Annotated in this window: 13 protein-coding genes; 6 read left to right on the top strand and 7 right to left on the bottom strand. The window is 65.6% G+C overall.

Annotated features, from left to right (window positions below):
* The first annotated feature begins 1 nt into the window (after position 1).
* The gene (locus tag SARO_RS12810; protein WP_011446185.1) at positions 2 to 652 is read left to right on the top strand and encodes a hemerythrin domain-containing protein; all 651 of its coding nucleotides are present in this window, start codon (positions 2 to 4) and stop codon (positions 650 to 652) included.
* A gap of 63 nt (positions 653 to 715) precedes the next feature.
* Here the strand turns inward: SARO_RS12810 and typA are convergent, their stop codons facing one another.
* Positions 716 to 2560: a translational GTPase TypA gene (gene typA, locus SARO_RS12805; RefSeq protein WP_011446184.1), complete on the bottom strand. Its 1845-nt coding sequence runs from the start codon at positions 2558 to 2560 to the stop codon at positions 716 to 718.
* 26 nt (positions 2561 to 2586) lie between these two features.
* Between typA and SARO_RS12800 the strand changes: the two genes are divergently transcribed.
* Positions 2587 to 2904, top strand: a complete 318-nt coding sequence (locus tag SARO_RS12800; RefSeq protein ID WP_041550356.1) for a hypothetical protein — start codon at positions 2587 to 2589, stop codon at positions 2902 to 2904.
* 95 nt (positions 2905 to 2999) lie between these two features.
* The gene (locus SARO_RS12795; RefSeq protein WP_011446183.1) at positions 3000 to 5690 is read left to right on the top strand and encodes a TonB-dependent receptor; all 2691 of its coding nucleotides are present in this window, start codon (positions 3000 to 3002) and stop codon (positions 5688 to 5690) included.
* Positions 5691 to 5760: 70 nt separating this feature from the next.
* On the opposite strand, the gene SARO_RS12790 is transcribed toward SARO_RS12795, so the two are convergent.
* From SARO_RS12790 to pdeM, 4 genes are all read right to left on the bottom strand, one after another.
* On the bottom strand, positions 5761 to 6567 hold the full coding sequence (locus tag SARO_RS12790; RefSeq protein ID WP_011446182.1) for a L,D-transpeptidase: 807 nt from the start codon (positions 6565 to 6567) through the stop codon (positions 5761 to 5763).
* Between the two features lie 81 nt (positions 6568 to 6648).
* Positions 6649 to 6948, bottom strand: a complete 300-nt coding sequence (locus SARO_RS12785; protein WP_011446181.1) for a hypothetical protein — start codon at positions 6946 to 6948, stop codon at positions 6649 to 6651.
* A 245-nt stretch (positions 6949 to 7193) separates the two neighbouring features.
* Positions 7194 to 7715 (bottom strand): translation initiation factor IF-3, encoded by a 522-nt coding sequence (gene infC, locus SARO_RS12780; RefSeq protein ID WP_011446180.1) that lies wholly within the window; start codon positions 7713 to 7715, stop codon positions 7194 to 7196.
* A 124-nt stretch (positions 7716 to 7839) separates the two neighbouring features.
* Positions 7840 to 8514, bottom strand: a complete 675-nt coding sequence (gene pdeM / locus SARO_RS12775; protein ID WP_011446179.1) for a ligase-associated DNA damage response endonuclease PdeM — start codon at positions 8512 to 8514, stop codon at positions 7840 to 7842.
* A 44-nt stretch (positions 8515 to 8558) separates the two neighbouring features.
* Between pdeM and hemF the strand changes: the two genes are divergently transcribed.
* Both hemF and SARO_RS12765 read left to right on the top strand, forming a co-directional pair.
* The gene (gene hemF, locus SARO_RS12770; protein WP_011446178.1) at positions 8559 to 9422 is read left to right on the top strand and encodes an oxygen-dependent coproporphyrinogen oxidase; all 864 of its coding nucleotides are present in this window, start codon (positions 8559 to 8561) and stop codon (positions 9420 to 9422) included.
* A gap of 4 nt (positions 9423 to 9426) precedes the next feature.
* The gene (locus tag SARO_RS12765; protein WP_011446177.1) at positions 9427 to 10053 is read left to right on the top strand and encodes a GNAT family N-acetyltransferase; all 627 of its coding nucleotides are present in this window, start codon (positions 9427 to 9429) and stop codon (positions 10051 to 10053) included.
* Here the strand turns inward: SARO_RS12765 and SARO_RS12760 are convergent.
* Positions 10040 to 11251, bottom strand: coding sequence for a glycosyltransferase family 87 protein (locus SARO_RS12760; RefSeq protein WP_011446176.1), 1212 nt, complete (start codon positions 11249 to 11251; stop codon positions 10040 to 10042). The two genes, SARO_RS12765 and SARO_RS12760, sit on opposite strands and share 14 nt — an antisense overlap.
* Before the next feature lie 136 nt (positions 11252 to 11387).
* Here SARO_RS12760 and SARO_RS12755 point away from each other — a divergent pair, with 136 nt between their 5' ends.
* A complete protein-coding gene (locus SARO_RS12755; protein ID WP_011446175.1) occupies positions 11388 to 13475 on the top strand; it encodes a RelA/SpoT family protein in 2088 nt (695 codons plus the stop codon).
* Here SARO_RS12755 and SARO_RS12750 read toward each other — a convergent pair.
* Positions 13457 to 13876 (bottom strand): DoxX family protein, encoded by a 420-nt coding sequence (locus SARO_RS12750; RefSeq protein WP_011446174.1) that lies wholly within the window; start codon positions 13874 to 13876, stop codon positions 13457 to 13459. The genes SARO_RS12755 and SARO_RS12750 overlap by 19 nt on opposite strands.
* Positions 13877 to 13941: the final 65 nt, after the last annotated feature.

Genomic DNA, 13941 nt, shown 5'->3' with positions numbered 1-13941 from the left:
AATGTCCTTTTTCGACAAGGTCATGTCCGCATTGACCCCGCCCGAAAGCGCCGAGGACCGGCGCCAGGCCCGCGAGCGGGCGCAGGCGCTCGCAAAGCCGGGAGACTGGCTTTCGCAGGCGCTCGAGCATCATCGCCGCATCGAGGCCTGCTTCGAACTGGCGCTGAACGCCGCGTCGGTGGCTGAACGCCGCGCCGCGCTGCGCGATCTCGCCATGATGCTCACCGCCCACGCCAATGCCGAAGAGGCCGTACTCTATCCGGCGATGGCGAACGAGGACAGCAGGACCTCCGCCGGCATGTCCTATGAGGAGCACGCAATGACACGCATCGAGATGGGCGGGCTCGAGACGCTCGACCCTATGGGGCAGGAGTGGCGAGACAAGCTCGGCCATATCCGGGGCGCGGTGCTGCATCACGTCTACGCGGAGGAAGGCGAGCGCTTTCCGGAGCTGCGCAAGGCGATCTCGCCGCAAGACGACCAGCGCCTGACTCGCCGCTTCGTCGAGGAGTTCGACCGCTACATGGGCAGGGAGGTCTTCGAGGCGCCGAGGCAGATGGCCGCCGAAATTCCGCGCCAGCAGCAGGCCCGCGGACAGATGCAGGAAGGCAACCGCAATCCGCCTAGGAACTGGGGTGCGGCTGACTATTGATGGCCGGATTTGAAGGGCTGAATGCAGGAAGGGCGGCCTGTGAGGGCCGCCCTTCGTGTTTCGTTATGCCGCTTCCTTCTTCCGCGACGCCTTCTTGCGTTCGTTCGGATCGAGGATCGCCTTGCGCAGGCGGATGGTCTTGGGCGTGACTTCGACCATTTCGTCGTCGTCGATGTAGGCGATGGCCTGTTCCAGCGTCATGATCTTCGGCGGGGTCAGGCGGATCGCGTCGTCCTTGCCCGTCGAACGGAAGTTCGTGAGCTGCTTGGACTTCATCGGGTTGACTTCAAGGTCTTCCGGCTTGGCGTTCTCGCCGATGATCATGCCTTCGTAGATCTTGTCCTGCGGGCGCACGAACAGGATACCACGATCCTCGAGGCTGTTGAGCGCGTAGCCCACGGCCTCGCCGGTGCCGTTCGAGATCAGCACGCCGTTCTGGCGGCCTTCGATCGGGCCCTTGTGGGGGCCGTACTTCTCGAACAGGCGGTTCATGATGCCGGTGCCGCGCGTGTCCGAAAGGAACTCGCCGTGGTAGCCGATGAGGCCGCGCGACGGCGCCGAGAACAGGATGCGGGTCTTGCCGGCACCCGACGGGCGCATGTCGGTAAGCTCGGCCTTGCGGCGCTGCATCTTCTCGACGACCGTCCCGGAGAACTCGTCGTCCACGTCGATAACAACGGTTTCATACGGTTCGGTGCGCTGGCCGTTCTCGTCGGTCTGGAACAGCACGCGGGGGCGGCTGATGCCCAGCTCGAAGCCTTCGCGGCGCATGGTCTCGATCAGCACGCCGAGCTGGAGTTCGCCGCGACCGGCAACTTCGAAGCTGTCCTTGTCAGCCGATTCCGTCACGCGGATGGCGACGTTGGTTTCCGCCTCGCGCAGCAGGCGATCGCGGATCATGCGGCTGGTCACCTTGTCGCCTTCGCGGCCGGCGAACGGGCTGTCGTTCACGGCGAAGCGCATGGCGAGGGTCGGCGGATCGATCGGCTGCGAGGCGATCGGCTCGGTCACGGAGGGGTCGGCGATGGTGTTGGCGACGGTGGCCTTTTCGAGGCCGGCAAGCGCGATGATGTCACCTGCCTTGGCTTCCTCGACGGGCACGCGATCAAGACCGTTGAAGCTCATCAGCTTGGAGGCGCGGCCCACTTCGATCACCTTGCCGTCGGCGTCGAGCGCGTGGATCGGCTGGTTGACCTTGATCGTGCCCGACTGGACGCGACCGGTCAGCACGCGGCCCATGAAGTTGTCACGGTCGAGCAGGGTGGCGAGGAAGCTGAACGGACCGTCGACGTCGAGGTTCGGCGCCGGCACGTGGCTGACGATCTTCTCGAACAGCGGCTCGAGCGTGCCTTCACGAGCTTCCTCGTTGTCCGAGGCGTAGCCATTGCGGCCCGAAGCGTAGAGCACCGGGAATTCGAGCTGCTCGTCGTTGGCGTCGAGGCTGACGAAGAGGTCGAACACCTCGTCGAGCACTTCCTGCGCGCGGCCGTCGGGACGGTCGATCTTGTTGACCACCACGATCGGCTTGAGACCGAGGGCGAGCGCCTTGCCGGTGACGAACTTGGTCTGCGGCATCGCGCCTTCCGAGCTGTCGACCAGCAGGATCACGCCGTCGACCATCGAGAGGATGCGCTCGACCTCGCCGCCGAAGTCGGCGTGGCCGGGGGTGTCGACGATGTTGATGCGGGTGGTCTCGCCCGAGGTCGGCGAGGTCCATTCGACCGAGGTGCACTTCGCGAGAATGGTGATCCCGCGTTCCTTCTCGAGGTCGTTGGAGTCCATCGCGCGCTCTTCGACGCGCTGGTTGTCGCGGAAGGTGCCGGACTGGCGGAAGAGCTGGTCCACGAGCGTGGTCTTGCCGTGGTCGACGTGTGCGATGATCGCGATGTTGCGCAGGGGCAGCGACATTGGAATGGCTTTCGTAATGGAATCGGGTGGCGTTCGGCACAAGCTTTGCCCGCCCGAATATCGGCGCGCGCTTACAGGACATTGTGCGCTGCGGCAAGCACGCCGAATCCAATAGGCCGCGCGCTGCGGCAAGCAAGCCGAATTCAACGGGTTCGCGTTGCGGCAGGTGCGGCGAATCCAGTGGAGCCGCGTTGCGCGGCAATCGCTTCCCGCGCACGATTCGAACAACGATCGTCCAGCCGGATGGCGAGACTGTGACCGGCCTGCAACAGGGCATGAAAATGCAATGCAATTGGGCAGCATTTCATGCGGCGGCGATTGTTCCAATCTTTTCCGGCACCTAAAAGACCTGAAGGGAAACACAGGATGTCCTTCCGGCCAAGGTGAAGGGGCTATCACAGTCTGCCAAAGCCCGGGTCAAAAGAGGAAAAGCAATCACATGAAATCCATTTCTGCCGGTCGCACCGGCCAGGCCGCGCTTCTCGTCGGTGCCTGCGGTCTTGCTCTTGCATTCTCGGCGACCGCCCAGGCCCGCACGCAGGACGCCGGGCCCGTCGAAGAGGCCCAGCCCGCGACCGATGCGCCCGAGCCGCAGGCCGACGGAAACGAGATCATCGTCACCGCCACCAAGCGCGAGCAGACCCTTCAGGACGTTCCCGTCGCCGTTTCGGTGACCAGCGCGCGGACGCTCGAGCAGGCCCAGATCCGCGATCTCAAGGATCTCACCAGCGTCGTGCCCTCGCTGCGCGTGACCCAGCTCCAGTCGAGCGCGCAGACCAATTTCATCATCCGCGGCTTCGGCAACGGCGCCAACAATGCCGGGATCGAGCCATCGGTCGGCGTGTTCATCGACGGCGTCTACCGTTCGCGCTCCGCCGCCCAGATCGGCGATTTCCCCGACGTTCAGCGCATCGAGGTCCTGCGCGGCCCGCAGTCGACGCTGTTCGGCAAGAACGCCAGCGTGGGCGTCATCTCGATCGTCACGCAGGCGCCCAAGTTCGACTTCGGCGGCAATGTCGAGGCGAGCTATGGCAATTACGACGCGGTCGTCCTCAAGGGCGTGGTCACCGGTCCGATCACCGACCAGCTCGCAGTCAGTCTGGCGGGCGGTCTCAATAAGCGGGACGGGTACAACAAGGACCTCGGCACCGGCAACCGGACCAACGAGCGCGATCGCTGGTTCCTGCGCGGCCAGGCGCTTTGGGAGCCCAATGCCCAGGCCCGCGTCCGCCTTATCGGCGATTACTCCAAGATCGACGAGAACTGCTGCGGCGTCGTCAATCTCCAGCCCTCGTCGGCGACGCTGGCGGTCCAGGCGCTGGGTGGCCAGGTCAACGGCACCGACGAGATTTACGCGAACAAGGTCTATTCCAATATCGATTCCACCAACCGGATCGAGAACTGGGGCGCTTCCGGCCAGGTCGATTACGACCTCGGTCCGCTGACCTTCACGTCGATCACCGCGTTCCGACGGTCCAATTCGCTGACGAACCAGGACTCCGACTTTTCCAGCGCCGACCTCATCGGCCAGAATACCGCCGACCAGCGCATCCGCACCTTCACCCAGGAGCTGCGCGTTGCCACCAACATGGACGGCCCGCTGAACTTTCTCGTCGGCGGCTACTACTTCAACGAGAACATCCGCCAGACGGGCCGCATCGCCTGGGGTGCGGACGCGCGCAGCTATGCCGACTTCATCATCCGGGGCCTGACCTCGAACACCCAGTCGCTGTCCAGCCTGGAGACCACGTTCAGCGGCCTGACCGGGACCAACTACACCGGGCAGTTCTTCGCCGAAGGGCAGGGCCTCGACGAGCGCTATCGCCTTAAGAACGAGGCCTACTCCTTCTTCGGCCAGGCGGACTTCAAGATCGGCGACCGCCTGACCGTGACTGGCGGCATCAACTACACCAACGACAAGAAGCGCTTCGCCGCCTCGGCCGACACGTCCGACGTGTTCTCCAGCCTCGACCTGGTGGACATCGGCGGGACCGCGCTGAGCCGTGGCTTCATTTCGACCGCGCTCGGTACGACCGATCCGCTCGCGATCGCCGCCTTCGCCAGCGCCAACCCCGACGTTTACGCCACGCTGCAAACGCAGGCTGCCGGCTTTGCCGCGCTCAACGCCCGCCTTTCCACCAGCGACGCGGCGGCAGACGCCAATCCGCTGACCGTCGGCAATCCGCTGCTTGCGCTCCAGGACCTGCAGTTCCTGCCGCCGTTCCTGGCGGTGCCCAATGCTGTCGAGCCGGGCCGGACCAACGACGACAAGTTCACTTATGTCGTCCGCGTCGCCTATGACCTGACCGACAACATCAACGTCTATGCAAGCTACGCGACCGGCTTCAAGGCCAGCTCGATCAACCTCTCGCGCGACAGCCGTCCGTTCGAGGCCGACCGCGAGCAATTGACCTCGCGCGGGTTGGCCGTGGTCAACCAGACCTATGGCAGCCGCTTTGCCGGACCCGAAAGTTCGACCGTCTATGAAATCGGGCTCAAGGCGGACTGGGGTCTCGTCACTGCCAACGTCGCCGCGTTCGACCAGCGCATCAATGGCTTCCAGTCCAACACCTTCACCGGTTCGGGCTTCGTGCTGGCCAATGCGGGCAAGCAGTCGGTGCGCGGCCTGGAGTTCGAAGGCACGGTCAAGCCGGCCAAGGGCTGGCTGCTCAATGTCGGCGTGACCTACCTCGATCCCAAGTACGACAGCTTCGTGCTTTCGGCGGTGGGCGACCTGTCCAACACGCGCCCGGCCGGCATTCCGGCGATTTCGTCGACCTTCGGCGCCAGCTACGACCACGAGTTCGCGGGTGGCGACCACCTGATCCTGCGCGGCGATTTCCACTATGAATCGCCGGTTCAGATCGTCGAGGGCCTTCCGGGCTTCCTCGACGCGGGAACCAGCATCGCGGTGGCGGCGGCACGGCCGTTCCGGCGCGAGGTGAACGAGGCCAACGCGTCGATCACCTGGGCGATGCAGATGGGCCTGGAACTGACGGTGTGGGGGCGCAACCTCACCAACAACCGCTATCTGCTCTCGGTATTCGACACTCCGGCACAGCCCGGGTCGATCTCGGGCTATACCAGCCAGCCGCGTACCTACGGCGTGACCGGGCGCTTCCGGTTCTGAGCCGGCTGCAAATGGCAAGACGGGAAGGGGGCCTTGGCGGGCCTCCTTCTGCTATCCGGAATGAGCGGCCCTACCGGGTCGCGGCAGTCAGTTCCTCGGCCTTTGCGGCAGGGACGGGGGCCACGGTCGCGGGCCGTGCATAGAGCGCTGGGAAGACCTGCTCGATCGGCTTGGTGTCGGGCAGGATGTAGACGTATCCGCCCTTGCGGGTGAACTGCGGCACCAGCTTTCCGGAATAGAGCGCCTTGGGCACGTTTATGCAGCCGAAGGTGATGCGGTTGTCGTCGCTCGTGGGCGAAAGCATCCGCTGGCGGCGCTTCTCCTTGGGATTGTTGCCCGGGATGGGATGGAGCGCGACCGAGGTCGCATAATCGACCCACAGCACGCGCTGGTTGCCTGCCGCGACCCCAAAGCGGGCGAGGTAGCGACCTGCGGGCGTCGTTTTTTCCGCAGGTCCGATCTCGGCAAGGTTCTTGCTGCCGACACCCGGCGTTGCATCGTCGCCCGGTGCGATGCCGATCAGTACTGGGCCGGAGCCAAGCGCATTGCCCTTGGCGTCGAACAGGAACATCGCCGCAGCGTTCTTGTCGATGATCGCATAGGGCAGCCCGTGGTGGTCGCCAGAGGCGGAAACCCATTCGCGCACGCGTTCGGCGGCGGGTGGGAGGGTCATCGGCGCGGCGGCTTTCGTTGCCGCCTTTGTCCCCGTCTTGCCTGTACGGCTGCGGGCCTTGGCCTTGGTGGATTTCGTGGCCTTCGCGGATGCGGCGCCTTGCGCCGTCGCGGGAGCGGTTGCCTCCTTCGCGGGAGAGGCTGGCGCCGCCGTCGCGGGAACCGTCGCGGTCAGGGCGGCCAGTGCCAGGAATGCTGCAATCATCGGGCGGTCAACTCTCCAGACATGAAACGTCCGTCGGCGCGTGAACGGCGCCGACGGACGAGACAACGCAGAAATCTGCGGTTAGTTGCGCGGACGCTTGCGCTGCGCTTCCACCATGCGCTGCTCGACGCCGTCGACGCGAGCTCCAAGCTGATCGATCCGCTGGGTGTTGGTCTGCGCCTGGGCGTTGGCGGCCTGGGCCTCGCTGCGGGCAGCCTGGGCCACGCCGTCAGTCGCCTGGAGGCGCTGCTCGACGCCATCGATGCGCTGGTTGACCGTCGCGATCTGCTCGTTGACGTAGCCCTTGGTGGCGCAGCCGCCGAGACCGAGCGATGCCGTCAGCATGCCGAGGGCGGAAACGATCTTGATCGATGGGGACATGAACTTCTCCTGTGAGTTTCTTGGCGAACCGCGGCCCAAACGCGGGAACCGCGATTTCGGCTCTGGACGATCCGCCGAAACGTGCAGGGCGCGCGCCCAGGTGTGGATCTTCGGGTTCCCGGCGGGAACCGCGCCAGTCGAGCTCCGTAAAATCCCGCAGCGCGGGGCAGGAAAGCACCTGCTGCAACGAAAAAGGGCGCACCCGGCGGCGCGCCCTTTTCTTCCGTCAGCGATCGGCTTCGCGCTTACTTGGGCGCGAGGACCATCAGCATCTGGCGACCTTCCATGCGGGGGAAAGCTTCGACCTTGGCGATTTCCGCCACATCGTCCTGCACCTTGCGCAGCAGGTTCATGCCCAGCTGCTGGTGCGAAAGTTCGCGGCCACGGAAACGCAGGGTGATCTTCACCTTGTCGCCTTCACCGATGAACTTCACGACATTACGCATCTTGGTTTCGTAGTCGTGGTCATCGATGTTCGGACGCATCTTGATCTCCTTGATCTCCTGCGTCTTCTGGCTCTTGCGGGCGAGGTTGGCCTTCTTCTGCGCTTCGTAGCGGAATTTGCCGACATCGAGGAACTTGCAGACCGGCGGGTCCGCGTTGGGCGAAACTTCAACGAGGTCGAGTCCGACATCGGCCGCCTGCTCGATCGCTTCGCGGGTGTACATAACACCCAGGTTCTCGCCGTTCTCGTCGATCACGCGCACCTTGGGCACGTTGATCATCTGGTTGTAGCGAGGCCCGCTCTTTACGGGGGGCGCCATCATGCGCCGCGGTGGGGGAGCTATAGTGCTTTCTCCTGCAGTTTGCCCAAATATACGATGCGCGCGCTCTTATCACAATGCGCGCCGAGATAAAGTCCGCAATGCACAGGGTTGGCCATGCGCGTCGTCAGGCTGCTTCGCGCCACAGCGCGAAACGGGCCAGGCGTTCCCCGGCGGGGACGATCGCGTCGATCGCGCGGGCGGGCTGGAGCGCGGCAAGGATCGCCGGATCGCCGGCGTGCATCCCGCCCGTCAATGCGCCGAAAGCGGGCAGGATCAGGCGGTTTTCGCTTGCCACAGCGCAAGGACGGGCGATGGAGCGGCCCCGCACGGTTACCCGCAGCTTGGGGTGGAAGTGGCCTGAAATCTCGGTCCCGGCGGCGCCCTTGCGGGCTATGTGCCGCAAGGACACACCCCGCACGGAAAGTTCATCAACCAGCGTTCCACCGGGCGCGCGGGCGTCTTCGTCGTGGTTTCCGGTGATCCAGACCCAGTCCGTCGCGCGGGTCAGCGCATCGAGCATGCCCGCCGCGTGCGGTTCCATCCGTTCTGTCGCGGCGGCGTCGTGGAACGAGTCGCCAAGGCAGAACACGCGTCGCGCTCCGGTCTCGCGCAGGGCTCCCGCCAGCCGTTCCAGCGTGGCGCGGCTGTCATAGGGCGGGAGCATCTGGCCGTGGCGGGCAAAGAAGCTGGCCTTCTCGAGGTGGAGGTCGGCCACCAGCAGCGCGCTTTCCTCGGCCCAGAACAGCGCTCTGGCCGCTCCGAGGCGAAACTCCTGCCCTGCGAACGAAAAGGGAACCATGGCTTCCCCTTGCCGTAAGCGGATTGTCTTGGCAAGGGCTGCCTATGAGCAACTGGACCGACCACACCGCCCGCGCCCGCACCTGGTTCGAAAGCCTGCGTGACCGCATCTGCGCGGAGTTCGAAGCGATCGAGCGCGAGGCGGGCTCGGACGCGCGCTTCGCCTACACTCCGTGGAACCGCGAGCACGAAGGCGAGACCGTGGAGAACGGGGGCGGCGGGGTCCAGGGCCTGATGAAGGGCCGGGTCTTCGAGAAGGTCGGCGTCAACGTATCGACCGTGCAGGGGGAATTCTCGAAGGAGTTCGCTGGCACGATCAACGGGGCGAGCGCGGACGCGCCGGGCTTCACCGCAACCGGCATCAGCCTTGTCGCCCACATGGCCAATCCGCACGTGCCCGCCGTCCACATGAACACCCGCTTCCTCACCACCAGCAAGGCATGGTTCGGCGGCGGCGGCGATCTCAATCCGCCGATCCCCTATGAAGAGGATACGGTAGAGTTCCATGCCGAGTACAAGGCGGCCTGCGACAGGCACGATCCGGAATACTATCCCCGGTTCAAGAAGTGGGCGGACGACTACTTCTGGATTCCCCACCGCAAGGTCCATCGCGGCGTTGGCGGCATCTTCTACGACCACCTTGAATGTGCCGACGATGCGGCGTTCGAGGCGAACTTCGCCTTCACCCGCGACGTGGGCGAGGCTTTCATCAACGTGTTCCCGCGCCTCGTGCGGCGGCGGATGGGCATGGATTTCACGCCCGCCGAAAAGCTGACCCAGCTCGAGTATCGCGGGCGCTATGCCGAGTTCAACCTTGTCTGGGACCGGGGCACGCTGTTCGGGCTCAAGACCGGCGGCAACATCGACGCGATCCTGATGAGTCTGCCGCCGGAAGCCGTCTGGAGCTGAGACCATGGACGTGCCGGGCGCGCCGCTGGCCGAGGGTTACCACAACGTGCGCGCGGGCGATCTTGCCTGCGTGGTCACCGCGCTTGAAATGCGCTCCCCGCCCGAGGGCCTGCGCCGCCTGACGCCCGAGGGCGACGTGCCCGTGCAACTCGTCCGCTGGAAGGAGTGCGCGCCCGCAAAGTACCGCCTGCTCTACAAGCGCGTCGGCGCACCCTGGCTATGGTGGTCGCGCCTGGCCAGGAGCGACGACGATCTGTCGGCGATCATCCACGATCCGGAAGTGCAGCTCTACGCCGTGGTCGACCGGGCGCGGGTCGAGGTCGGCATGCTCGAACTCGATTTTCGCGTCGCCGGCGAATGCGAGATTGCCTTCTTCGGCCTTATTCCGGGCGCGAGCGGCAAGGGCCTGGGCAAGTGGCTCATGCGCAAGGCGTTGCAGATGGCGTGGCGGCCCGGGGTGAGCCGCGTGTGGGTGCATACCTGCACGCTCGACGATCCGCGCGCACCCGGCTTCTACATGGGGCAGGGTTTCGTGCCCTGTGCCCATTACGTCGAAGTCTTTCCCGACCCGCGTCTAGCCGGTCTTCTGGACGAGGACTGCGCGCCGCAGGTGCCGCTTATCCGGCCCTGACCGGCTTCGCGCGCCGCCAGATCATCCAGACCAGCGCGGCGGCGGCGAGCGGCATGAGATTGATCTCCAGCGGCAACGCCACGGCCCGCGTCGCCAGAGGTGCCAGCCACAGCGCGACAAGGGCCGATTTCTCCCACGGCCGCCAGCCGGTCCGGCGCGCTTCGCCCGCCAGCCAGAACACCGGCAGCGCGAGGAAGGCGAGGTCGTAGGAGAAGAGGTAGGGCGAGGCGAGGGCGGTTGCCGCGAGCAGCATCGCTCCTGCCGCCATCTCGTCCTGCGCGCGCTTCCAGAACAGGCAGGCCACGGCTGCGGTGCCAAGGCTCAGCAGGCCCTGCCCGACAAGCGCGACCGTCGGGTCGAAGTGGTAGCGCAGCGCCGCGAACAGCGTGCACATGCGCAGGAAGAACGGTCCCGGCTCCTGCGCCATCAATGTCGCGCTGGCCTTGAAGCTTTCCGGATAGGCGGCCCATGTGTCCGCGCTGAATACCAGCAGCGAGAGCAGGCAGAGCAAGGTGGCGCTCGCGGCCGCAGCGGCAAAGGCGGTCCACTGGCGTCCGGCGGCAAGCCAGAACGGCACCAGCAAGGCCAGGTGCGGCTTGATCACGAGCGCGCCGAACAGCACGCCGGAAAGCACCGGCGAGCGCCGCAGCGCCAGCACCGCGCCGATCAGCAGCGCGCCGGTGACGAAACCGTTCTGCGCGTGGCTGGCGGCAAGATAGGCCGCGGGAAAGGCGAGGATCGCCGGCCATGCGTCGGGCAGGACCTTGCGCGCGACCGCGAACCATGCCGCCCACCCGGCCAGCGCCCAGGCGATCCACGCGGCAGGATAGGAAAGGTATCCCAGCGGCGCCACCAGGAACAGGTAGGGCGGCGGGTTGACGAAGACGACGAGCTGGCCGGTCCCGCTCGCCGCCTGCGCGGCCTGTTCGGTGGCGATGTCGTAGACCAGCGCGGGCGTCCCTGCCGCCACGATCCTGCCTGCCCCCCAGAATGCAAGGAAATCGCTGCCCGCCGACCCCGTGGCCTCGAGAAAGACCTTGGCCATCATCGGCAGGTAACCTGCCAGCACGATCAGCGCATAAGCGGCCACGCGGCGCCGGTCGAGGAACGCGAGCGTGCGCAGCGCGGCTACGAGATCGGCGAGGGCGCCTGCCCGCCGCGCTTCCGCTGCCCTGGTTGGTGCCCCGGTTGCCGCCATGTCCCCGCTTTCCTGCCCGCCCCCGTGGCGATAGCCCCCGCTTTGGACCGGACATGGCAAACAATCGGTAAAGATCGCGCCATCCGGGTTGTTTGCACTTGCGCAATGGTTCCGGTTCCGCCCATTTTAAGGGCAGATGCTCCGCCAGTACGAACTTGTCGAACGTGTGCTCGCCTACGATCCGGATGCGGACGAGGCGATGCTCAACCGCGCCTATGTCTATACCGTCCAGAAGCACGGCACCCAGAAGCGCGCCAGCGGCGACCCCTATTTCTCGCACCCGGTCGAAGTCGCGGGCCTGATGACCGAGCTGAAGCTCGACCAGGACACGATCATCACCGCGCTGCTCCACGATACGGTCGAGGACACGCTGACCACGGTGGAGGACATCGAGCGTCTGTTCGGCCCCGACGTTGCCCGGCTGGTCGACGGCGTGACCAAGCTCTCCAAGATCGAGACGATGAGCGAGAGCGAGCGCGCGGCCGAAAACCTGCGCAAGTTCCTCCTGGCGATGAGCGAGGACCTGCGCGTCCTTCTCGTCAAGCTCGCCGACCGCATGCACAACATGCGCACGCTCCACTACATCAAGAGCGAGGAAAAGCGCCGCCGCATCGCGCGCGAGACCATGGATATCTATGCCCCGCTGGCAGAGCGGGTGGGCATGTACGAGTACATGCGCGAGATGCAGCTTCTGGCTTTCGAGCAGCTTGAACCGGAAGCCTATGCCACGATCACCGGCCGCCTTGCCGCGATCCGCAGCGAGGAAGGCGCGCAGGTCGATGCCATCGCGCTCGAGATCAAGAAGGCGCTGGCCGAGGCGGGCCTGCGGGTCGAGGTCTCGGGCCGCGAGAAGCATCCCTATTCGATCTGGCGCAAGATGGCCGAGCGGCACGTGTCGTTCGAGCAGATCACCGACATCATGGCGTTCCGCGTCCTCACCGACGACGAGGACGACTGCTACAAGGCGCTGGGCATCCTCCACCGGGCGTGGCAGATGATCCCGGGGCGCTTCAAGGACTACATCTCCACGCCGAAGATGAACGGCTATCGTTCGCTCCACACGGCGCTGATCTATTCCAACGCCATGCGCGTCGAGGTGCAGATCAAGACGCGCGACATGCACGAACGCAACGAGTTCGGCCTCGCGGCGCACTGGGCCTACAAGCAGGGTGGCAAGCCCGACGGGCAGGTCGGCTGGCTGCGCGACCTGATCGAAATCCTCGAATCCAGCCACGATGCCGAGGAACTGCTCGAAAACACCAAGATGGCGATCTACCAGGATCGCATCTTCGCCTTCACCCCCAAGGGTTCGCTGTTCCAGCTGCCCAAGGGCGCGACGCCGATCGACTTCGCCTTTGCCGTCCATACCAACCTCGGCGCGCAGGCAGTCGGGGCCAAGATCAACGGCCGCCACGTGCCACTGCGCACGCCGCTGGGCAATGGCGACGTGGTCGAGATCATCAAGAGCCGCACTTCCGAACCGCAGCTCTCGTGGCTCGGTTTCGTCGTGACCGGCAAGGCCCGCGCCGCAATCCGCCGCTTCGTCCGGCAGAAGGAGCGCGCCGAAGTGGCCGCCATCGGCCGCAAGCTCTACGAGGAAATCGTCGAGCGGCTGCCCACGAAGATCGGCAAGAAGGCGCTGGCCGATGCGCTCAAGCGGCTGAAGATGGCCTCGGAGGAGGACTTCATGTTCGCCATCGGCGCGGCCAAGCTGGATGACCGGCAGGTGATGGAAGCGCTCGTGCCGGGAAGCGCGGCCAACATTCCCGAGGAGAACTGGCCCAGCCAGCGCCGCGCCATCGCGGTGCGCGGGTTGACGCCGGGCATGGCCTTCAAGCTCGCCGCCTGCTGCCACCCCGTGCCGGGCGACCGCATCGTCGGCCTGCGTCGCCCCGGCAAGGGGGTCGAGGTCCACGCGATCGACTGCATGAAGCTGGCCGACGGCATCGACGCCGACTGGATCGACCTTTCGTGGGACGCGCGCACCGATGGCGCGATCGGCCGGGTGCGCGCCGAACTGTACAACCGCCCCGGCACGCTCGCCGAAATGGCGGGCATCTTCGCCAAGAACCACGCCAATGTCGTCAATCTCGAGATGACCCAGCGCGAGAACCCGTTCCACACCTACGAGGTGGACCTCGAGGTGCGCGACCTGGCGCACCTCACCCGGATCATCAGCGCCTTGCGCGCCAGCGACGCGGTGGCTCAGGCAGAGCGGATCTGACGCCGGTCCCGCGTCGCGAAGAGCCACGCAAGCGCGCCCGTCAGCGCAATCGACAGCAGGTTCTGCGCAAGCGGGGCGCCGTCGCGCGATACCTGGTGGGTGATCGTCGAGACGATCTCGAGCGCGATAAATGCGCCGCAGGACCACAGGCCGAGGCGGGCAAGGGAAGGCCGCACGAGCGCGACGAGCAATGCCGCGGTCAGGACAATCTCCGCCATGCCGACCGCGCGTCCCACCACGTCGGGAATGTGCACGGTCCATGCCTTGTGGAGCATCAGTTCCTCGCGCGACGAGAAGAGCTTGTGCCACCCGACGAAGCCATGGAACGCGCCCAGCAGCAGCGTCAGCCCGCCAAGCAGCGCAAGGCGCAACCCCGCCAGCGCGGAGGTCAATCCGGTCATCGTCGTCTCCCTGTTCGTTATTTTAGAACAAGAAGACTAATACGGATTTTATCCGGCTGCAATTG

It is taken from the genome of Novosphingobium aromaticivorans DSM 12444 (genome assembly GCF_000013325.1).
Classification (GTDB): domain Bacteria; phylum Pseudomonadota; class Alphaproteobacteria; order Sphingomonadales; family Sphingomonadaceae; genus Novosphingobium; species Novosphingobium aromaticivorans.
The sequence above is the reverse complement of the archived record's forward strand: the minus strand, read 5'-3'. Positions and strand labels throughout refer to the sequence as shown.